This is a genomic window from Aeromonas sp. TECH754 (genome assembly GCF_056279295.1).
Genome location: NZ_JBWBRA010000001.1, coordinates 2,920,305 through 2,940,898, shown reverse-complemented (window position 1 = coordinate 2,940,898; position 20,594 = coordinate 2,920,305). Strand labels below are relative to the sequence as shown.

General features: G+C 60.2%; 17 protein-coding genes. 15 read left to right on the top strand and 2 right to left on the bottom strand.

Features of this window, described 5'->3' with window-relative positions:
• Positions 1-8 precede the first annotated feature (8 nt).
• Positions 9-515 carry an RNA methyltransferase gene (locus tag ACZ9IL_RS13205; protein WP_476003924.1) on the bottom strand — a complete coding sequence of 169 codons (507 nt, stop codon included), beginning with the start codon at positions 513-515 and terminating at the stop codon, positions 9-11.
• A 314-nt stretch (positions 516-829) separates the two neighbouring features.
• On the opposite strand from ACZ9IL_RS13205, the gene ACZ9IL_RS13200 reads away from it, so the two are divergent.
• The 10 genes from ACZ9IL_RS13200 (at position 830) to ACZ9IL_RS13155 (ending at position 13,853) form a co-directional block, all read left to right on the top strand.
• Positions 830-3,451: a nitrate reductase gene (locus tag ACZ9IL_RS13200; RefSeq protein ID WP_476003923.1), complete on the top strand. Its 2,622-nt coding sequence runs from the start codon at positions 830-832 to the stop codon at positions 3,449-3,451.
• 30 nt (positions 3,452-3,481) lie between these two features.
• Positions 3,482-4,240: a uroporphyrinogen-III C-methyltransferase gene (gene cobA, locus ACZ9IL_RS13195; RefSeq protein WP_476003922.1), complete on the top strand. Its 759-nt coding sequence runs from the start codon at positions 3,482-3,484 to the stop codon at positions 4,238-4,240.
• 138 nt (positions 4,241-4,378) lie between these two features.
• Entirely contained in the window at positions 4,379-4,963 is a 585-nt protein-coding gene (locus ACZ9IL_RS13190) for an ANTAR domain-containing response regulator (protein ID WP_476003921.1), read from the top strand.
• Positions 4,964-5,347: 384 nt separating this feature from the next.
• Positions 5,348-6,706 carry a CmpA/NrtA family ABC transporter substrate-binding protein gene (locus ACZ9IL_RS13185; RefSeq protein ID WP_476003920.1) on the top strand — a complete coding sequence of 453 codons (1,359 nt, stop codon included), beginning with the start codon at positions 5,348-5,350 and terminating at the stop codon, positions 6,704-6,706.
• A gap of 14 nt (positions 6,707-6,720) precedes the next feature.
• Entirely contained in the window at positions 6,721-7,665 is a 945-nt protein-coding gene (locus ACZ9IL_RS13180; protein ID WP_476003919.1) for an ABC transporter permease, read from the top strand.
• Positions 7,666-7,776: 111 nt separating this feature from the next.
• Positions 7,777-8,535: an ABC transporter ATP-binding protein gene (locus ACZ9IL_RS13175; RefSeq protein WP_476003918.1), complete on the top strand. Its 759-nt coding sequence runs from the start codon at positions 7,777-7,779 to the stop codon at positions 8,533-8,535.
• Between the two features lie 92 nt (positions 8,536-8,627).
• Entirely contained in the window at positions 8,628-11,207 is a 2,580-nt protein-coding gene (gene nirB / locus ACZ9IL_RS13170) for a nitrite reductase large subunit NirB (protein ID WP_476003917.1), read from the top strand.
• Positions 11,208-11,356: 149 nt separating this feature from the next.
• On the top strand, positions 11,357-11,716 hold the full coding sequence (nirD, locus tag ACZ9IL_RS13165) for a nitrite reductase small subunit NirD (RefSeq protein ID WP_476003916.1): 360 nt from the start codon (positions 11,357-11,359) through the stop codon (positions 11,714-11,716).
• Positions 11,717-11,859: 143 nt separating this feature from the next.
• A complete protein-coding gene (locus tag ACZ9IL_RS13160; protein WP_476003915.1) occupies positions 11,860-12,951 on the top strand; it encodes a PfkB family carbohydrate kinase in 1,092 nt (363 codons plus the stop codon).
• Positions 12,945-13,853: a pseudouridine-5'-phosphate glycosidase gene (locus ACZ9IL_RS13155; RefSeq protein ID WP_476003914.1), complete on the top strand. Its 909-nt coding sequence runs from the start codon at positions 12,945-12,947 to the stop codon at positions 13,851-13,853. The genes ACZ9IL_RS13160 and ACZ9IL_RS13155 overlap by 7 nt, the downstream gene beginning before the upstream one ends.
• A 541-nt stretch (positions 13,854-14,394) precedes the next feature.
• Here the strand turns inward: ACZ9IL_RS13155 and melR are convergent.
• Positions 14,395-15,375 carry a transcriptional regulator MelR gene (gene melR / locus ACZ9IL_RS13150; RefSeq protein ID WP_476003913.1) on the bottom strand — a complete coding sequence of 327 codons (981 nt, stop codon included), beginning with the start codon at positions 15,373-15,375 and terminating at the stop codon, positions 14,395-14,397.
• Positions 15,376-15,867: 492 nt separating this feature from the next.
• Between melR and melA the strand changes: the two genes are divergently transcribed.
• From melA to ACZ9IL_RS13125, 5 genes are all read left to right on the top strand, one after another.
• Positions 15,868-17,223 carry an alpha-galactosidase gene (gene melA / locus ACZ9IL_RS13145; protein WP_476003912.1) on the top strand — a complete coding sequence of 452 codons (1,356 nt, stop codon included), beginning with the start codon at positions 15,868-15,870 and terminating at the stop codon, positions 17,221-17,223.
• A gap of 122 nt (positions 17,224-17,345) precedes the next feature.
• Entirely contained in the window at positions 17,346-18,728 is a 1,383-nt protein-coding gene (gene melB / locus ACZ9IL_RS13140; RefSeq protein ID WP_476003911.1) for a melibiose:sodium transporter MelB, read from the top strand.
• A 36-nt stretch (positions 18,729-18,764) separates the two neighbouring features.
• Positions 18,765-19,022: a SemiSWEET transporter gene (locus ACZ9IL_RS13135; protein WP_476003910.1), complete on the top strand. Its 258-nt coding sequence runs from the start codon at positions 18,765-18,767 to the stop codon at positions 19,020-19,022.
• A gap of 114 nt (positions 19,023-19,136) precedes the next feature.
• Positions 19,137-19,451: a PTS fructose transporter subunit IIB gene (locus ACZ9IL_RS13130; RefSeq protein ID WP_476003909.1), complete on the top strand. Its 315-nt coding sequence runs from the start codon at positions 19,137-19,139 to the stop codon at positions 19,449-19,451.
• Positions 19,444-20,574: a PTS fructose transporter subunit IIC gene (locus ACZ9IL_RS13125; RefSeq protein WP_476003908.1), complete on the top strand. Its 1,131-nt coding sequence runs from the start codon at positions 19,444-19,446 to the stop codon at positions 20,572-20,574. Before ACZ9IL_RS13130 ends, ACZ9IL_RS13125 begins: the two co-directional genes overlap by 8 nt.
• The last annotated feature ends 20 nt before the right edge of the window (positions 20,575-20,594 follow it).

Here is a 20,594-nt window from a genome sequence, read left to right as displayed (position 1 = left end):
TCTAGGTCTCACTCACCTCGTAGCCGCTTGGCTAAACGATCGTAGAGGATGACGTTGACCGAGGCGGCCAGGTTCATGCAACCATTCGTCGGTACGTAGATCACCTCCTTCACCGCCGCGAAGCGAGCGGGCTCCAGAGTGCCGTCCTCCGGGCCGAAGATGTAGAAGGCACGCTCAGGGTGCACATAGTCCGGCAGCGAGGTCGCCCCCTCGATGAGATCCACCAGCACAGGGGTGCAGCCAGGTGGCACGAACTCCAGCAGATCGTCCACCCCGAGCAGGGGGATCTTCTCCACCATCTGCTTGGTGTCGGTGGCGAAGCGGCGCGCCAGCTCGAAGCGGGAGCCGGTGTAATAGACCTCGTCCGCCCCGTAGCAGCCGGAGGCCCGCATCACGGCCCCTACGTTCTCCGGTGACTTGGGATTGACCAGCCCGATGCAGCAATAACCGGCCTCCGCACTCTGGATTGGTTGGTGGGCGCTATGCGCCTTGCCGTCATGGCCCGACTCTTTCATCTCTCTCTCCTCTGTGGCGGCCGCATTATACCCTCCTCCCACGTTTTGCCCATGATGGCACCTGTTCCGGGCTCGTCCTCGCAGGAGTGGGCCCTACAAGGGGGCGCTTGCACCGTCCCGGCGCAACCGAGCGCCATCGATCTCAGTCGCGGGGCACCCTGCATCCTGGCGCGGGGCTTGCAGTCACTCTTGGACAGAGTGAACACGGCTTATCTGGACAAAGGCGTCCGTCCCCCTTGGGGGCGGACGCTTTTTTTATGGGCCATGGCAGAGGCGACCCAGGGATGGGTGGCCGGACGACGAGGAGTGAGGGAATGAAGACCACCTGTGCCTATTGTGGAGTGGGATGCGGCATCCGGCTGAGCCGGGAGGGGGATGGCTGGCAATTGCAGGGGGATGAGGGGCATCCGGCCAATGGCGGTGCTCTCTGCGTCAAGGGGGCCAGTCTGCTGGAGAGCCTGGACTTTCCCGATCGCCTGCTCTATCCGCGCTGGCAGGGGCAACGCATCGGCTGGGATGAGGCGCTCGATACCCTGGCAGAGCGCTTCACCGCCATCCTGGCCGAGTCCGGGCCAGAGGCCATCGGCATCTACCTCTCGGGCCAGCTCACTACCGAGGATTACTACGTCGCCAACAAGTTGATGAAGGGGTATCTGGGCAGCGCTAACGTGGACACCAACTCCCGGCTCTGCATGTCGTCGGCGGTGGCGGCCCATCAGCGGGCCTTCGGCGAGGATTTGGTGCCCGCCTGCTACGAGGATCTCGAGCTGGCGGATCTGGTGGTGCTCACCGGTGCCAACACCGCCTGGACCCACCCAGTACTGTTTCGCCGCTTGCAGCAGGCGCGGGCACGGCGCCCCGAACTCAAGCTGGTGGTGCTGGATCCGCGCCGCACCATGACGGCGGAGCAGGGGGATCTGCACCTGGCCCTCAAGCCCGGCAGCGACGTGGCGCTGTGGAACGGGCTCTGCCGCTACCTGCTCGACAGCGACGGCTGGGATCATGCCTATGTGGCGCAGCATGTGAGCGGCTTCGCCGAGCTGGCGGCGGCGCTGGACGATCCGGCCTGGCAGCTGGAGGCGGTGGCCCAGAGCTGCGATCTGGCACCAGGGGATCTGCTCGGCTTCTACCGGCTGTTTGCCCGCACCCCCAAGACAGTCACCCTCTTCTGCCAGGGGATCAACCAGTCCAACCAGGGGGTGGACAAGGCCAACGCCATCATCAACGCCCATCTGCTGTGCGGACGTATCGGCAAGCCGGGGGCGGCTCCTTTCTCCATGACGGGGCAACCCAATGCCATGGGCGGGCGCGAGGTGGGCGGGCTGGCGACCCAGCTGGCCGCCCACATGAGTTTTGGCGAGGCCGAGTGCGACCGGGTGCAGCGCTTCTGGCAGAGCCCGACCATGGTGCGTGGCCCCGGCCACAAGGCGGTCGAGCTGTTCGAGGCGGTGCACCGGGGGGAGATCCGCGCGCTCTGGGTGCTCGGCACCAACCCGGCGGTCTCCCTGCCCGATGGCAACCGGGTACGGGAGGCACTGGCTCGCTGTGAGCTGCTGGTGGTCTCGGAGGTGACGGCCAATACCGACACGGCGCGCCTCGCCCACCTGTTGCTGCCCGCCGCCGCCTGGGGGGAGAAGAGCGGCACCGTCACCAACTCCGAGCGCACCATCAGCCGCCAGCGCGCCTTCCTGCCCCTGCCGGGAGAGGCCAGACCCGACTGGTGGGCGCTGACCCAGCTCGCCCGGCGGCTCGGCTTTGGCGAGGGGTTTGCTTATGAACACGAGCACGACATCTTCTGCGAGCATGCGGCCCTGTCGGGCTTCGAGAACGAAGGGACCCGTCAGTTCGACATCTCCGGGCTGGCCGGTCTTGGCCGGGACGAGTTCGAGGCGCTTGACCCCCTGAGCTGGCCCGTCAACGCCCGCTGGCCCCGGGGCCGCGCCCGCCTGTTCGAGGATGGGATCTTCGCTACCCCGGATGGACGGGCCCGTCTGCTGCCCCTGGCCCAGCACTTTCCCCCTGCGCCTGTCGCAGAGTCAGCGGGCGCCATCACGGTACTGCTTAACAGCGGCCGGTTGCGGGATCAGTGGCACACCATGACCCGTACCGGCCACGTGCCGCGCCTGCAGGAGGCCGAGCCCTGGCCCAGGGTGCGGCTCGGCGCCGCCAGCCTGCTGGCGCTGGGACTCAAGGAGGGAGACTTGGTGCGCCTCTATAACGAGCTGGGAGAGGCGCGGCTGCTGATCGGGCTGGACGAGGGGCTGCGGGAGGGGGAAGCCTTCCTGCCCATGCACTGGACCGACAGCCAGTGCAGCCAGGGGGCGGTCAATCGCCTCATCGCCGCCGTGGTGGATCCCCTCTCGGGTCAGCCCATGTTCAAGCAGGGTCGGGTGCGGGCCGAGCCGCAGCCGACCCGCTGGCAGGGGGTCTGGCTCGGACGGCGGGACTGGTGCGAGCCGGTGGACTGGTGGGCCAGGCGCCCCCTGCCCGAGGGCAGTTGTACTCTGCTGGCCTCCTGGTCAGAGATGCCTGAAGTCCTGTGGCTGCGGCTGGCAACCCAGGGGCGCTGGCTGCGATTGCCGCTGGCGTCGGGCTGGCTCGCCGTGGCGCTGGCCGGGGATCGTATCGATGGCCTGCTGCTGGTGGGGGAGCGGCGGCCGGATCTCAAGATAGAGCTGCTGGCGAGCCTGCTCGGCACCCCGCTGCAGGCGGGGGCCCTGAGCCAGACCCTGAGCGCGGCCCTGCTGGGGGAGAGCCGGTTGATCTGCTCCTGCCTGCGGGTGTCGGAACAGCGCATCGTCGACGCCATAGTGCGGCAGGGGGTGGGCGAGCTGGCGGGGCTGCAAACCCTGCTCGGCTGCGGCAGCAACTGCGGCACCTGTCTGCCAGAAATAGACAAGTTGTTGATCAAGCATGTTTTTATCGCTTCGGCCTGAGGGCGGTGGCGTAAACAAAAGGAGTGGGATATGAGCCATATCAGTCTGGTGGGGGCCGGTCCCGGCCCGCTCGAGTTGTTGACCCTGCGCGCGCTGCAGCGGATCGAGGCGGCGGAAGTGGTGGTCTATGACCGCCTGGTGGGAGCCGAGATCCTGGCCCGCATCCCCCAGGGGGCTGCCCGTTTCGACGTGGGCAAACGCTGTGGCGAGCCGAGCCCGAGTCAGGAGCAGATCAACGCCCTGCTGCTGGCGCTGGCCCGCACCGGCAAGCGGGTGGTGCGGCTCAAAGGGGGGGATCCGCTGGTGTTCGGTCGTGGCGGTGAGGAGGCGCTGCACCTGGCCCGCCACGGCATCGAGGCCGAGCTGGTGCCCGGCATCACGGCGGCACTGGGCTGCGCCGCCAGCAGCCTGATCCCCTTGACCCACAGGGGGCTGGCTCGCTCCCTGACCCTGGTGACGGGTCACCTGATGGACGAGCGCGACTACCAGGGCTGGCAGGGGCTAGCCCGTGCCGGTCACACCCTGGTGTTCTACATGGGGCTGGAGCGGGCGGCGCAGATCCGGCATGGACTGCTGGCAGCGGGCGCCTCGGGATCTCTGCCGGTGGCGCTGGTGGTGGCCGGTTGCAGCTCTCGCCAGCAGGTCCATGAGACCACGCTCGACGGGCTGGAGCAGGCCGCCAAGGCCCTGCTCGGCCAGAGCCCGGTGCTGATGATCATGGGGGAGGTGGTGCGCCTGCGGGCCGAGCTGCAGGGCTTGCTGACCCAGGCGCTGGATCGGGTGGCCTGAGCCATCGGTTCACGTTCTACCCCTACTACCTCCAGAGGAATAAAAAGGAGGTAGATTCAAACAGTTGGCGCTCATGTTGCGTGATAGATGGCAGACAAGTCTCGGCAGACAAGCCGAAAGCCGTTGGCAAGGAGCGCCATGACCATTCTCACCCCAGGGGGGCCCGGTGGCCCCGTTTCCCGCCTGCTGATCCACGCCGACGATCCGGGTCAGGCAAATCGGCTGGCCCTCTTGGTCAGCCAGTATGGACATCAGCCAAGGATCCTCGATGCCCGCCAGCTGCTGAGCCAGGACGGGCAGGGCGACGCCCTGCTGGTCAGCAGTCGCCGTTTCGACGCCGAGACGCGGCTCGGTCTCTCCCTCTGGCCCGACTTGCCGCGCCTGCTGTTCTGCGAGCGGCTGGGGGGCGAGGCGCAGCAGGCCTTGTTGCAGCAGGGGGTGCTGCTGGTGCCCCATCCGTGCGGGGAGAAGGAGCCGGTGGAGCAGTGGTTGCGGCTGGCCCGCAGCCAGCTGGCCATGGTGCAGGCACTGCTCCAGACCGAGAGCGAACTGCGCCAGAAGTTGGCCGAGCGGCGATTGATCGAGCAGGCAAAAGGGCGACTGATGCGCCATCAGGGGCTGGACGAGGAGCAGGCCTACCAGCTGATGCGCAGCACCGCGATGAGCCGCCACCTGAGCCTGGGGGAGCTGGCTCGCCAACTGCTGCTGGCTCTGCCGGCGTGAGGCCTGGGCTCGCCAACTGCTGCTGGCTCTGCCGGCGTGAGGCCTGGGCTGGCCAACCGTTTTGGTGCAACGGCGCCTCATTGAGGCGCAGAAACGGGCAGGGGAGGCGCACCCGGGCCGCTCAGGACCCGTCATCAGCGGCTCGGCCAGATTGGCACGGAAAGTGAATTAACGATTACACAGAACAAGAGACAACACGCAGTGGTGAGGCCGCGAGGCCCCACCCGCAACAGGGCAAAGAAGCCTCACCGATCCCGGATCGGTGGGGCTTTTTTTTTGGTCGCGACGCTCTTTCTTGGTCGCAGCGCTGCAACGAGGCAGCGCTGCGCTTAGCCGAAAGAGTGGCGCGATCACCCGGGACAGGGAACCGAGCGAGGGGATCAAATGAACAGACGACAAGGATGTGCGGGCCTGCTGCTGGCGGTGCTGTCACTGCCGGCGCTGGCCGCGGTGGGGGCGCCCGAGCAGGAGGAGCTCAGGCTCGGCTTCATCAAGCTGACCGACATGGCACCGCTGGCGGTAGCCTATGAGCGCGGCTATTTCGAGGATGAGGGGCTCTACGTCACCCTGGAGGCGCAGGCAAACTGGAAGATCCTGCTGGATCGGGTGATCGACGGCGAGCTGGACGGTGCCCAGATGCTGGCGGGCCAGCCCCTGGCCGCCCACATCGGTATCGGCACCCGAGCCGAGCTGGTGACCGCCTTTGCCATGGATCTCAACGGCAACGCCATCACGGTGGCCAATAGCGTCTGGGCCGCCATGGCAACCCAACTGCCCAGGCCGGTGGTGGGCCAGGTGCCGACCCCGGTGAGCGCCGCCGCCCTCAAGCCGGTGGTGGAGCAATACCGGCAGGGGGGCAAGCCGTTCAATATGGGGATGGTGTTCCCCGTCTCCCCCCACAACTACGAGCTCAGGTACTGGCTGGCGGCCGGCGGTCTGCACCCCGGCTTCTATGCCCCTCTGCTCGGCGACAACTCGGGCCAGCGCCAGGCGGATGTGCTGCTGTCGGTCACGCCGCCGCCGCAGATGCCTGCCACCCTGGAGGCGGGCACCATCGCCGGCTACAGCGTGGGGGAGCCCTGGAACCAGCAGGCGGTCGCGAAGGGGATCGGAGTGCCCGTCATCACCGATCAGGAGATCTGGCGCAACAACCCGGAGAAGGTGTTCGGCGTCACCCGCCAGTGGGCCGAGCGCCATCCCAATAGCCACATCCGGCTGGTGAAGGCGTTGCTGCGGGCTGCCTGGTGGCTGGATGCGGAGCAGAACGGCAACCGGCGCGAGGCGGCCAAGCTGTTGGCGAAACCCGAGTACGTGGGGGCCGATGAGGGGGTGATCGCCAGCTCCATGACCGGCACCTTCGAATACGCCAAGGGGGACGTGCGCCAGCTGCCGGACTTCAACGTCTTCTTCCGCCACCACGCCACCTATCCCTACTACTCTGACGCCATCTGGTACCTGACCCAGATGCGGCGCTGGGGCCAGATCCCGCAAGCCCAGCCGGATGCCTGGTTCGAACAGGTTGCCAAGACCGTCTACCAGCCCGAGGTCTACCGCCAGGCGGCCGAGGCGCTGATCGCCGAGGGCAAGTTCAAGGCGGGGGATTTCCCCGATTTTGCCAGCGAACAGGGATATCGCGGCCCCCAGGATGGCTTCATCGACGGCCTCATCTACGACGGCCGCCACCCCAACGCCTATCTGCAGCAGTTTGCCATCGGCCTCAAGGGCGATGAGCGGGTGCAATGAGCAAGGAGAGCGCAATGAAACGACACAAGTGGCAACTCATCAATTGGAAACTCATGGTGCAGCCCCTGCTGGGCGTGCTGCTGTTCCTCGGCCTCTGGCAATGGGGGGCGAGCCAGGTGCAGACCAGCCTGGGCACCTTGCCGGGGCCGCTCGCGACGGCCAGCCAGCTCTGGTCCCTCGGCCAGGATCACCTGATGGAGCGGGAGAAGGCGGCGGCCTTCCTCGAGCGCCAGCGGGTGCGCAATGCCGAGCGGCTGGCAGAGGATCCGGCAGCCGAGGTGAAGCTGCGCCCCTACACCGGGCGCCCCACCTTCTTCGATCAGATAGCGACCAGCCTGCTCACCGTGCTGTGCGGCTTCGCTCTGGCGACCCTGATCGCCATCCCGAGCGGCGTGCTGCTCGGCATGAATCAGGGGCTCTATCGCGCCGCTAACCCGGTGATCCAGCTGCTCAAGCCCGTGTCGCCCCTGGCCTGGCTGCCGCTCATCACCCTGGTGGTGAGCGCGCTTTACGCCAGCCCGGATCCCTGGCTCGCCAAGTCGTTTTTGACCTCGGCGCTGACGGTGACCCTCTGCTCCCTCTGGCCGACCCTGATCAACACCGCGGTCGGGGTGGCGGGGCTGGACGCTGATCTGCACAACGTCAGCCGGGTGCTGCGGTTGTCGTTTGTGACCCACGTGCGTCGCATCGTGCTGCCCGGTGCCCTGCCCATGATCTTCACCGGGCTGCGGTTGTCGCTCGGGGTGGCCTGGATGGTACTGATCGCGGCCGAGATGCTGGCCCAGAACCCGGGGCTCGGCAAGTTCGTGTGGGACGAGTTCCAGAGCGGTGGCTCCTCGTCCCTGGCTCGCATCATGGTGGCGGTGATCACCATTGGCCTCATCGGCTGCGCCCTGGACAGGGGCATGCTGGTCCTGCAGCAGTGGTTGTCCTGGGACAAGCGCCAGGTGCTGCGTTAACGATGCCTGTAAAGAACCAAAGCAACACTGGCCCTGCAGCAGTGCTCCTGCTTCAGGACAAGCGCCAGGTGCTGCGTTAATCACATTCATATTCAGGCAGGAGAAGAGCCAATGAAGAGTTATCTGCAGATAAGCGACGTCGGCATTGCGTTCGAGACGGAGCAAGGGCGCTTCGAGGCCCTGAGTCGAGTCAACCTGCGCATCGAGCGGGGGGAGTTCGTCTCCCTCATCGGCCACTCCGGCTGTGGCAAGAGCACGGTGCTCAACCTGGTGGCCGGGCTGCTTGAGCCGACCACCGGGGGCATCATCCTCGATGGCCGAGAAGTAGCGGGGCCGGGCCCCGAGCGGGCCATGGTGTTCCAGAACCATGCGTTGCTGCCCTGGCTCAGCGTCTATCAGAACGTGGCGCTGGCGGTGGGGCAGGTGGAGCCAAACCGGCGGGCGGCGGCGGAGCGGGTCGACTACTACCTGTCGCTGGTGCAGATGGATCACGCCAGCCAGAAGATGCCCCACGAGCTGTCGGGGGGGATGAAGCAGCGGGTCGGCATCGCCAGGGCGCTGTCACTCTCCCCCAAGGTGTTGCTGATGGATGAGCCGTTCGGTGCCCTCGATGCCCTGACCCGGGCCCATCTGCAGGATGCGCTGATGGCGATCCAGGCTGAGCTGGGCAACACCGTCATCATGATCACCCACGACGTGGACGAGGCGGTGCTGCTCTCCGATCGGATCGTCATGATGACCAATGGGCCCCGCCGCCACCGTCGGCGAGATCCTGACCGTGGACTTGCCAAGGCCCAGGGACAGGGTTGCCCTGGCGGACGATGTCCACTACCACAGGCTGCGTCAGCAGGTGCTGCGCTTCCTCTATGAGAAGCAGCGCAAGGTGACCCCGCTCAAGGTGGCCGAGCAGGTACGCAGCAAGCGCCGGGCCTGAGCCCTCATCGGATTCAAGGAAGAGAGACATGGACAACAAACAAAGATTGCTGGTGGGTCACGGCATGGATTTGCTCGATCACCACTTCGCCGGGTCCCCCGGGAGGGTTGAGAAGCAACGTCTGCTGGTCGTGGGCAACGGCATGGTCGGTCACCACTTTATCGAACAGCTGGTGGCGGCCGGTGGCCTCGACCGGTTCGAGGTGACGGTATTCGGTGCCGAGCCGGACTCCGCCTACGACAGGGTGCACCTGTCCGAGGTGTTCGGCGGCAAGGCGCCGGAGGCGCTGCGGATGGCGGATCCCGACTGGTATGAGGCACAGGGTATCGCACTGCGGTTGGGGGCCGAAGTGGAGGTGCTGGACCGCACAGCCCGCACCCTGACGCTGGCCTGTGGCGAGCAGTTTGGTTATGACCGGCTGGTGCTGGCAACCGGCTCCACCCCCTTCGTGCCGCCCATTCCCGGTTATCAGCGGGAGGGGTGCTTTGTCTACCGCACCCTGGGGGATCTCGCCGCCATCCGCGATGCCTGCGCCGGGGCGCGCAGCGGCGTGGTGATTGGCGGCGGCCTACTCGGACTGGAGGCGGCCAATGCGCTGCGCCTGCTTGGGCTCAGCACCCGGGTGGTGGAGTTCGCCCCCAGGCTGATGCCGGTGCAGCTCGATGAGAGTGGCGGCGCCGTGCTGCGGGACAAGATCCAGGCGCTCGGGGTCGAGGTGCTGGTAGAGAAGGTCACCGACTGCATCGAGGATGGCGAACAGGCCCGCCACCGGCTGCGCTTCAAGGACGGCTCTCATCTTGAGACCGACGTTCTGCTGTTCTCGGCCGGCATCCGACCCGCCGACGGGCTGGCACGTCAGGCCGGGCTGAGTGTCGGCGAGCGCGGCGGCATCTGCATCGACGACGGCTGCCACAGTTCGGATCCCGCCGTGCTCGCCATCGGTGAGTGTGCGCTCTGGCAGGGACGCATCTTCGGGCTGGTGGCGCCGGGTTACCAGATGGCGCGGGCCGCCGTGGCCAGCCTGTGCGGCGGCGAGACCCGCTTCCTTGGGGCCGACATGTCCACCAAGCTCAAGCTGATGGGGGTGGACGTGGGCTCCATCGGCGACGCCCACGCCAGCACCGCCGGGGCCCAGGAGTTGCTGTTGCTGGACCGGGTCAACGGCATCTACAAGAAACTGGTGACCGACGGCGAGGGGAGCCGCCTGCTCGGCGCCATCCTGGTGGGAGATGGTAGCGATTATGAGCGACTGCTGCAGTACTACCAGAACGGGGTGGCGCTGCCACAGCCGCCGCTCTCCCTGCTGGTGGGAGAGGCGGGCGGCGCGGCGGCGCCCCTGGTGCTGCCGGACAGCGCGATCCTCTGCTCCTGCCATAACGTCAGCAAGGGGGCCGTGGTGGCCGCGGTCAAGGCGGGCAATCACGAGCTTTCGGCTGTGAAGAGTTGCACCAAAGCGGGCACCGGCTGCGGTGGGTGCAGCAACCTGCTCAAGCAGGTGATGGAACAGACGCTGGCGGAGATAGGAGTCGAGGCAGACAAGGGGCTGTGCGAGCACTTCGCCCACAGTCGCCAGGAGCTGTATCACCTGGCCAGGGTCGGCGAGCTGAAGAGCTTCGAGGCGTTGCGGGACAAGCACGGTCAGGGGTTGGGCTGTGACATCTGCCGGCCGACGGTTGCCTCCATACTGGCGTCGCTCTGGAACGAGCACGTGCTGGAGAAGCCGCATCGCGCCTTGCAAGACAGCAACGATACCTTCCTTGCCAACCTGCAAAAGGACGGCACCTACTCGGTGGTACCGCGCATCCCCGGCGGGGAGATCACCCCGGACGGGCTCATCTGCATCGGTGAGGTGGCGCGCAAGTATGGGCTCTACACCAAGATCACCGGCGGCCAGCGCATCGACCTGTTCGGTGCCCGGGTCGATCAGCTGCCCGCCATCTGGGGCGAGCTGGTGGCGGCGGGGTTCGAGACCGGGCAGGCCTATGGCAAGTCGGTGCGCACGGTGAAGTCCTGCGTGGGCTCGACCTGGTGTCGCTACGGGGTGCAAGACTCCATGACCCTGACCCAGACCCTGGAGAACCGTTACAAGGGGCTGCGAGCCCCCCACAAGCTGAAGTTCGCGGTCTCCGGTTGCACCCGGGAGTGCGCCGAGGCCCAGAGCAAGGACATTGGCGTCATCGCCACCGAGCGCGGCTGGAACCTCTATGTGTGCGGCAACGGTGGCATGCGGCCGCGCCACGCCGACCTGTTTGCCACCGATCTCGACGAGCCGACCCTGATCCGCTACATCGACCGGCTGCTGATGTTCTACGTGCGCACCGGCGATCGGCTGCAGCGCACCTCGGTCTGGATGGAGAGCATGGAGGGGGGGCTCGACTACCTCAAGTCGGTGATCATCGAGGACAGGCTCGGCATCGGTGCCGAGCTGGAGCAGATGATGGCGGGCATCGTCGGCAGCTGGCAGTGCGAGTGGAAGAGCACCCTGGCGGATCCGGACAAGCTGAAGCTGTTCGAGGCCTTCGTCAACCGGCCCGAAGACGAGACGCCGCCACGGCGGGAGGAGCGGGGCCAGTGGGTGCCGGATATCAGTATCAAGGAGGTGGTATGAACGGGGCCGGCGGGTTGCAAGCCAGCCATCAGCATCAAGGAGGTGATATGAACGGGGCCGGCGGGTTGCAAGCCAGCCATCAGCATCAAGGAGGTGACATGAGCGGGATCTGTGAGTTGGACAGCAGCCATCGAGAGCAGGGAGTTGAGATGAACACACTCAAGGAAGATATGCTGCCGTCGGAACATGGTGAATGGCTGCGGGCATGCGAGCTGGCCGCCCTGCCGGAGCAGACGGGCCGCAGCGCCTGGCTGGGGGGGCGGGCGCTGGCGCTGTTCCGACTCGGCGAGCGGGTCTATGCGCTGGATGCGGTGGATCCCCTGGCCGGAGTGGCTGTGCTGGGGCGGGGGCTGGTGGGGGATTGCGGCGGCGAGCCGGTGGTCGCCTCGCCACTCTACAAGCAGCGTTACGCCCTGGCCGACGGTCGCTGCCTGGACGATCCAGCCCTGTGCGTGGCCTGCTGGCCGGTGATGCTGAGCGACGACGAGGTCTGGGTATTGCTGGGCTGAATAGAATCATCTGAAAACCGTTTTTATCACCGGGCTCTGCCCGGTGATTTTTTGTGCGCGACCCGACACTTTTTGCACGGGGCGATAGCGGGAAAACGTTTTTGGATAATAATAGACAAACGTTTGTAACTGGATGTTTGTCTATGACGGAGCGTGAACAAGAGATCCTCGCCCTGCTGCGCCAGGATCCCATGATTGCCCAGCAAGATCTGGCGGACAGCCTCGGGATCAGCCGCTCGGCGCTGGCCAGCCATATCTCCAGCCTGATGCGCCAAGGCTATGTGCAGGGACGGGGTTATGTGCTGCGAGAAGGGCCCTACGCCGTGGTGATCGGCGGTGCCAACATGGATATCTGCGGCAGCAGCCACGACAACCTGCGCATCGGGGATTCCAACCCCGGCCAGGTGCGGACCTCCGCCGGCGGGGTGGGGCGCAACATTGCCGAAAACCTGGCGCGGCTCGGCACCGATACCCGGCTGCTGAGCGCGGTGGGCAATGATCAATACGGTCATCACCTGCTGGATGTCACCCAGCGTGCCGGCGTCGATGTGCGCCAGGTGCTGATGCTGGAGGGTCAGGCGACCTCCTGTTACCTCAGTCTGCACGATGGCAGTGGCGAGATGAGCTGTGCCGTCAACGACATGGGGATCATCGACGAACTCACCCCGGCGCGGCTCACTCCGCTCGGCGGCTTCCTCGGGGCTGCCAGCCTCTGGGTGCTCGACACCAACCTCGCGACCCACACCCTGGACTGGCTGTTCGAGCGCCAGGGGGAGCACATTATCTTCGTCGACACCGTCTCGGTGGCCAAGGTGGAGAAGATCCGCCCCTGGCTGCACCGGATCCACACCCTCAAACCCAATCGCAGCGAGGCCGAGCAACTGTGCGGCTTGCGCATCGCCGGTCCCGATACCTGGACCATGGCGGCGGCCTGGTTCCACCGCGCCGGGGTGGCGCGGCTGTTCCTGAGCCTCGGCGAGCAAGGCATCTTCTATAGCGATGGGGAGCAGCAGGGCCATCTGCCCGTGCTGGGCAGCCCCGTCATCAATGTGACCGGCGGTGGCGATGCCTTCATGGCAGGGCTGGCCCACGCCTGGTTGCAGGAGCAGGACGTGGCCGAGACCACCCGTTTCGCCCTCGGCTGCGCCGCCCTCACCGTCAATTGTTCCGATACCGTCTTTTCCGGCCTATCCAAGGCCGCCGTTGAACGCATGCTGGAGGAGTACCCATGTTGAACGCTTATCTCGATATCCAACCCGAAGTCGCCGCGGCCCTGGCCGCCGGCAAGCCGGTCGTGGCCCTGGAGTCCACCATCATCTCCCACGGCATGCCCTATCCGCAGAACGTGGAAACGGCGCGCCAGGTAGAGCAGGTGGTGCGCGACAACGGCGCCGTACCGGCCACCATCGCCCTGCTGGATGGTCGCCTCAAGGTGGGGCTGGATGCGGGGGCGCTGGAGGCGCTGGGCAAGGCCGGTCATGCCGCCACCAAGTGCAGTCGCCGTGACATCCCCTTCGTGCTGGCGAACAAGGGGCTGGGGGCGACCACGGTCGCGTCCACCATGATCATCGCCGCCATGGCCGGCATCCGGGTGTTTGCCACCGGCGGCATCGGCGGCGTGCATCGCGGCGCCCAGGAGACCTTCGACATCTCGGCGGATCTGCAGGAATTTGCCCATACCCCTGTGGCCGTGGTCTGCGCCGGTGCCAAGTCCATCCTCGATATCGGCCTGACCCTGGAGTACCTGGAGACTCAGGGCGTGCCGGTCATCGGCTACCAGACCGAGGAGCTGCCCGCCTTCTACACCCGCGAAAGCGGCTTCAAGGTGGATTACCGCCTCGATACCCCGGCGGCGATCGCGCAGGCGCTGCGCCTCAAGTGGGAGCTGGGCCTGGCCGGTGGCGCCGTGGTGACCAATCCGATCCCGACCGAGTTTGCCATGCCCAAGGCCGACATCGACGCCGCCATCAAACAGGCGTTGCAGGAAGCCGAAGAGCAGGGCGTCAAGGGCAAGGAGTCCACTCCCTTCCTGCTGGCCCGGGTGTGCGAGCTGACCGGTGGCAACTCCCTGGCGGCCAACATCCAGCTGGTGCTGAACAACGCCGCCCTGGGGGCAAAGATTGCCGCCAGCCTGTGAGCGTGTGCCGATCGATGAGAGGGCCTGCGGGCCCTCTTTCTCATTCTGGGCAGTCACCGGCGGTCTTGTTGGTCAAATCAGGGACTTCCTGTAACTCGGAGATCTGAATTCGCAGGTCAACCTCTAAGCGTGCCAGATGAGTAAATCCAAGAAGGCCAGTAACTGGCAACAATGCAAGCAGGGCTGGTTCACCCCGGCTCTCTGGCCATCCATTACCCGGTGGCCTGGCACGCTTTCGTCATAGCAATTCTGCTGTCGAGAGGCGCTTGGTGCTAAAGGGGCCGTCAAGGTCACAAATGTGGGTCATAGGGGGCTTCATCAATCCATTCTTCTCGTTGATGAATGTCCCGTTCCAGCCGCCAGATTACAGCTCTATGAGGGGGAAGTGGTGATTCACTCTCAGTTCGAGAGCAATCAATATCCTGTGTAGGCAGGATATGTAAACTAGAGCGATGATTTGAGGTAATAAATTTATTGAGTTTTAAGACATCAATAGCTCAGCATGAAGTATTGCCAATAAATTTTTTGGAGATATGACGAGCTATTCCGAAGATGAATTTACGTGATGTGATTTACTCAAATTTCGATACTTTTGTGGCGTCATTCCTATGTGTTTCTGGAAGGTGCTGTAAAACCGACTACTTGAACGAAAACCTGCCGTCAAGGCGATATCTAGCACTGATTTGTCAGTGTCGCCGAGCAGGGCTCGAACATGATTCAGGCGCATCGTCGTGATATATTGTTTCATCGTTAATTGCATCACCCGTTGAAATATTCCCATCGCATAATTAGGGTTCAATTTCACGTGCTCTGCTATGTTCGCTATGGTCAATGCTTGATCATAATTGCTTGAAATATAAGCCAGCATTTGACTGACATAAACTTGTGCATGTTTTGACACCAAATTATCAGTGGTTTTTGTGGATCTGCTGATGGAGACTTTTTCCCAACCCAATAGACTCAGTCGTTTCAGCATCAGCCCTATTTCATCTGTTGCCAATTGCCTTATCTGCCCATTCTCACTAGCCAATTCCAACTGCCAGCGCTTTACTTCAGATTCACTGATAATGTGTTCAGTGCAAGACTTGACTACCATGCCATGGGTGATACAGGTTATTAATTCACGATCAACTGGCCATGACAGGAATAGATGCATGGGTAAATTTAATATAGCCATGCTCTTGCAATCACCAGGTTCAGTTAGCTTGTGTGGGACACAGGCCCAAAACAAGCCGATATGATTTTTTTTTAGTTTTACCACCTCACCATTGATGATGTATTCGACACCACTATCAAAAGGCAAGTTTATTTCTATCTGGCCATGCCAATGATAGCATGACATTGGTAATGGCTGTCTCAGCTCGATGCTGATATGTTGGTTTTTTGAGTAAACGGATAGTGGGCTGAGTGTCGCCGAATCTAAACTATTGCTCAAGGGAATACTTGCAATGACGTCGACCTTATTTGAAACATCCAGTTCATGGTTTTTTATTACATCAGCATTGCTCTTTATTTCCATCATATCGTCTTCCTGGATCAGCCTTCCATTTGTGATTTTCCAGCTTCATATGACAGCGATGAAATCTTTCATTGACAGATCAATTGCTAGATATAGAAACGCCACGAGCGATGTTTTACCAGAGGTTAGCTGTACTGAGGCTGTTGAATATCATGAGAAGTCTTGTATTCAAGATACAAGCTTGAAGTAGCCAGAACAAAGCATATCAATTAAACGTAACTATTTCTAACTATATCATTAATATTATATATTAAAGTCTTTTAAAAAAATGTGATCTAAGCTGTATTTCTCTTCATTAGCCTGCCCAAGATATGAAATATCCCATTTTCATCAGAGAACTGTGCTTTTGAAACTAAGTAGTCCCGGATCATCAGATTTTATAGCGCGAGTTCTACATTCTGATGTTCTGGGAATGCACTGATGAAAACGCGGACGTTTTCTTGTTTTTCAGGATGCACAATGCCGCCATCTCATAGAAAGCGTCGGAGTGAAGTCATGAGTTCCCCCAAGATTACGTTTATAGGTGCAGGCTCAACAATCTTTGTGAAGAATATTCTTGGCGATGTATTTCATCGTCCTGAGTTGAAGTCTGCGCATATCGCACTGATGGATATAGATGCGGTTCGGCTGGAGGAGTCACATATTCTTGTCAGGAAGCTGATGGAATCAGCTGGTGCGAGTGGTTTCATCACTTGCCATCAGGACCAGAAAGCGGCGTTAAAAGACGCAGACTTTGTGGTCGTCGCTTTTCAGATCGGCGGCTATGAACCCTGTACGGTCACAGACTTCGAGGTGTGTAAGCGCCATGGTTTAGAGCAGACCATCGCCGATACGCTGGGGCCAGGCGGGATCATGCGTGCCCTGCGGACTATCCCGCATCTGTGGCAGATTTGTGAAGACATGTCCGATGTTTGCCCGAACGCGACCATGCTCAACTATGTCAACCCGATGGCGATGAATACGTGGGCCATGTATGCGAAGTATCCGCATATCAAGCAGGTCGGGTTGTGCCATTCCGTGCAAAGCACGGCGGAACAAGTGGCGCTGGATTTGGATATAGACCCAAGCGAACTGCGTTATCGTTGTGCGGGCATTAATCACATGGCGTTTTATCTGGAGCTGGAACGTAGAGGCGCGAACGGCGAATACAGCAGCATCTATCCGGAACTGCTGGCGGCCTATGAGCAGGGCAGAGCCCCGAAACCAGATAATGAGCATTGTCAGCCCCGCTGCAACAACATCATCCGCTACGAAATGTTCAAGAGATTTGGCCATTTTGTGACCGAGTCATCGGAGCACTTTGCCGAATATACCCCTTGGTTTATTAAGCCTGGCCGCCCGGATCTGATCCAGCGTTATGGCGTTCCGATTGACGAGTATCCGAAGCGCTGCGTGGAGCAAGTGGCCAATTGGCAGAAAGAACTCAACGAATATAAATCTGCCGAGCGGATCAATATTAAACAGTCTAATGAGTATGCCAGCGCGATTATCAATTCCATTTGGACCGGCGAGCCGAGTGTCATTTATGGCAACGTGCGCAATGATGGGCTGATCGATAATCTGCCTGAAGGCTGCTGCGTTGAGGTAGCTTGTCTGGTCGATAATAATGGCATTCAACCGACCAAGGTGGGGAAAATCCCATCCCATCTCGCTGCACTGATGCAAACCAATATCAACGTACAAACCTTGGTGACCGAAGCAATCCTCACGGAGAATAAGGAAAGAGTTTATCACGCGGCTATGTTGGATCCACATACAGCCGCGGTGCTTGGTATCGATGAGATATATAACCTGGTTGACGATTTGATTTCAGCACATGGTAACTGGTTGCCTGCTTGGTTGCATGATTAACCCATATCTAATCTGTTGGCATGTCAGACATGCCAACATTCTTATTACAAAAGGTGACCTTAGTCTCTTTTTATAATAAGTCGTCACTGAAATATCTAGTTGGAGGTTTCATGAGTGTATCGATGACCACAAAACTGGCCTTGGGATTTGGGGCATTTGGTAAGGACTTTGCCATTGGCATCGTCTATATGTATTTGATGTATTATTATACCGATGTAGTAGGCATTTCGGCCGGAGTCGTTGGCACCATATTTTTGGTATCCAGAATTTGGGATGCGGTTAATGACCCTTTCATGGGGTGGATAGTCAGCTGCACTCGTACTCGCTGGGGGAAATTTAAGCCTTGGATATTGATAGGCACCATCACTAACTCCATTGCGCTGTTCTTGCTCTTTAGTGCTCACCTCTTTGATGGCACCACCCAACTGGTTTTTGCCGCTGTGACTTATGTCTTATGGGGTATGACTTATACCCTGATGGACATTCCATTCTGGTCATTGGTCCCCACCATCACATTGGATAAGCGCGAGCGGGAAAAACTGGTACCCTATCCACGTTTCTTTGCCAGTTTGGCCGGTTATGTCACTGCTGGCATTACCATTCCTTTTGTAGATTATGTCGGTGGGGCCGATAAAGGATTCGGTTTCCAGATGTTTACACTGGTCCTGATCGCATTCTTCATCATGTCTACCATAGTGACATTGCGTTATGTAAAAGAGTCATACTCCTCGGATAACACTGCCTCGGCAGGGGCTGACGAAGCCCGTCTGACATTTAAAAAAATCATTGGTCTCATCTACAAGAATGATCAGCTCTCTTGCGTACTGGGTATGGCACTCGCTTATAACTTGGCGACAAACCTCATCAGTGGTTTTGCGATCTATTACTTCACCTATGTCATCGGCGACAAATCACTCTTTCCTTATTACATGTCTTACGCCGGTGCCGCGAATCTGATCACCCTGATCTTCTTCCCCCGCTTGGTGAAGGCACTGGATCGCAGAGTGCTATGGGCCTGTGCCTCCATCCTGCCGCTGCTGGGCTGTAGTGTGCTGGGCTGGGTTGCGATGAGTGGTGACCACAATGTGTTCATCATCTGTCTGGCTGGTGTATTGCTGCAGATTGGCACTGCCTTCTTCTGGGTATTACAGGTCATCATGGTTGCCGATACCGTGGATTATGGTGAATACAAATTGAAGGTACGTTGTGAAAGTGTGGCCTATTCGGTGCAGACGCTGGTCGTGAAAGCGGGATCCGCCTTTTCTGCCTTCTTCATCGGGGCTGTGCTTGGCATCATCGGCTATATACCGAATGTAACCCAGTCGACAGATACCATCATGGGGATGCAACTCATCATGATTGTATTGCCAGCGGTGTTCTTCACTATCACTCTTTTCCTGTATTTCCGTCACTACAAGCTCAATGGCGATTATTTGAGGAAAATAACAATCCATTTGCTGGACAAATATGCACAACCCAAAAAAGCTCATCTAGTAAATGAATAAATGTATTCACTGTAGTGATAATTAAAGGTGTGGTAAATGGAAATGATACCCATGATAGGTTATCTGGCGGCTAGTCTGACAACCTTTTCATTCGTCCCTCAGGCAATCAAAGTCATCAAGACGCGCAACACGGAAGGCATTTCTATCATCATGTATTTGATGTTTGTCGTCGGTCTGGTGATGTGGTTGATTTATGGCGTACTGATCGATGATCTGGCGCTCAGTGTGGCCAACTTTATGACTTTACTATTTGCCGCACCAATATTGATTATAAAGCTGCTCTCGAGTCGATAGGCTATTGTTGGCCTCTTTATAAAATCCCACTCTATGGAGAGGCTCAATATTATTTATTGCGGTTGGCTATATCTTACGATGCCGGCCATCTGAAAAGAAACAGGAGAAATCGTTATGTTTATTGTTTGTGTCGCGGCTTGCCCCACCGGTGTTGCTCATACCTTTATGGCTGCTGAAGCGCTGGAACTGCTCGGCAAGGAGCGTGGTCATGAGGTAAAAGTAGAAACTCAGGGCAGTATGGGAATTGATAACGAGATTACCTCTGCTGATTTGGCGCGTGCAGATGCGGCGATCCTCGCGGCAGATATTGCCATCATGAACGCTGAGCGCTTTGACGGCATGATAAAACTGGAATGCAGCGTGGCCGACCCGATTAAATTTGGCGAAGCCGTCTTTGACGCCATTGAGCAGGAAGTGGGTAATGGCTAAGTTTCAGGGCGGAGAAAAAAAATCTCTTGGGGTAGAGATTAAGAACGCCATCATGACTGGAGTATCCTGGATGCTACCATTCGTGATTGCCGGAGCCGTGCTCATGGGCATGGCCCGCATCGGGGGCTCCATGTACGGCATCGATAATATATGGGAGGCGAGCCATGCTCTGTCGCCCAATATGATGGTGCAAGTACTGCACAAACTCGATGGCTTCGGTACTTTGGCTCTGTCTCTGATGTTGCCTGTGGTCGCGGGGTATATCAGTTTTGCCATTGCCAACAAGCCTGGCTTGGCGCCAGGCATGGTGGGGGGGTTGTTGGCCCATAACTTGGGAACCGGTTTTTTAGGCGCATTGGCGGCTGGTTTTGTTGCTGGTTATATCGTGCTTGGCTTGATGAAATATATCCGGCTACCCAAGGCATTAGCCTCGGCAGGCCCAATATTTGTGCTGCCAGTCGGTGGGACATTATTAACCAGTGTGGTGATGGTATTTGTGATCGGAACGCCACTGGCGGTGATCAACCATGGCTTGGAAAGCTGGCTGCTTGCCATGTCGGGTACCAATAAAGTCATTCTGGCCGCCGTCGTCGGTGGCATGGTTGGATTTGACCTCGGTGGACCATTTAATAAGGCTGCGGTGACCACCGCCATGGCGCTGCTGGCATCTGGTATCTACGCCCCAAACACTGCGGCGCAGGTGGCGGTCGTTATTCCGCCGATAGGATTGGGGTGCGCCACTCTCATCTGGCGAAAACGCTTCCCTGCCTCGCTGCAAGAGGCGGGCAAGGCATCCACCTTGATGGGGCTGATTGGGGTATCCGAGGGGGCGATTCCATTTGCCCTGGCGAACCCAAAAATCATTGTGGTCAATGTGCTGGGTGCCGCCATTGGCGCCAGCATGGCCGTCTGGCTGGGGGCCGTCAATCGTGCACCGCTCTCGGGGTTTTATGGTTGGCTGGCGGTAGAGAATGTATTGGTTTATGTACTTTCTATTTTTACTGGGGCGGCCATCATTGCCATCGGCTCACTCTTGGTATTCCGGGGTGATACACAAGCCAATCAGCCAATATCCCAAGAGAAAGAAAAAATAACGGCACCAAAATTTAAAGTGAGCCGTTGAGCAATGCCTCCGATGAATAA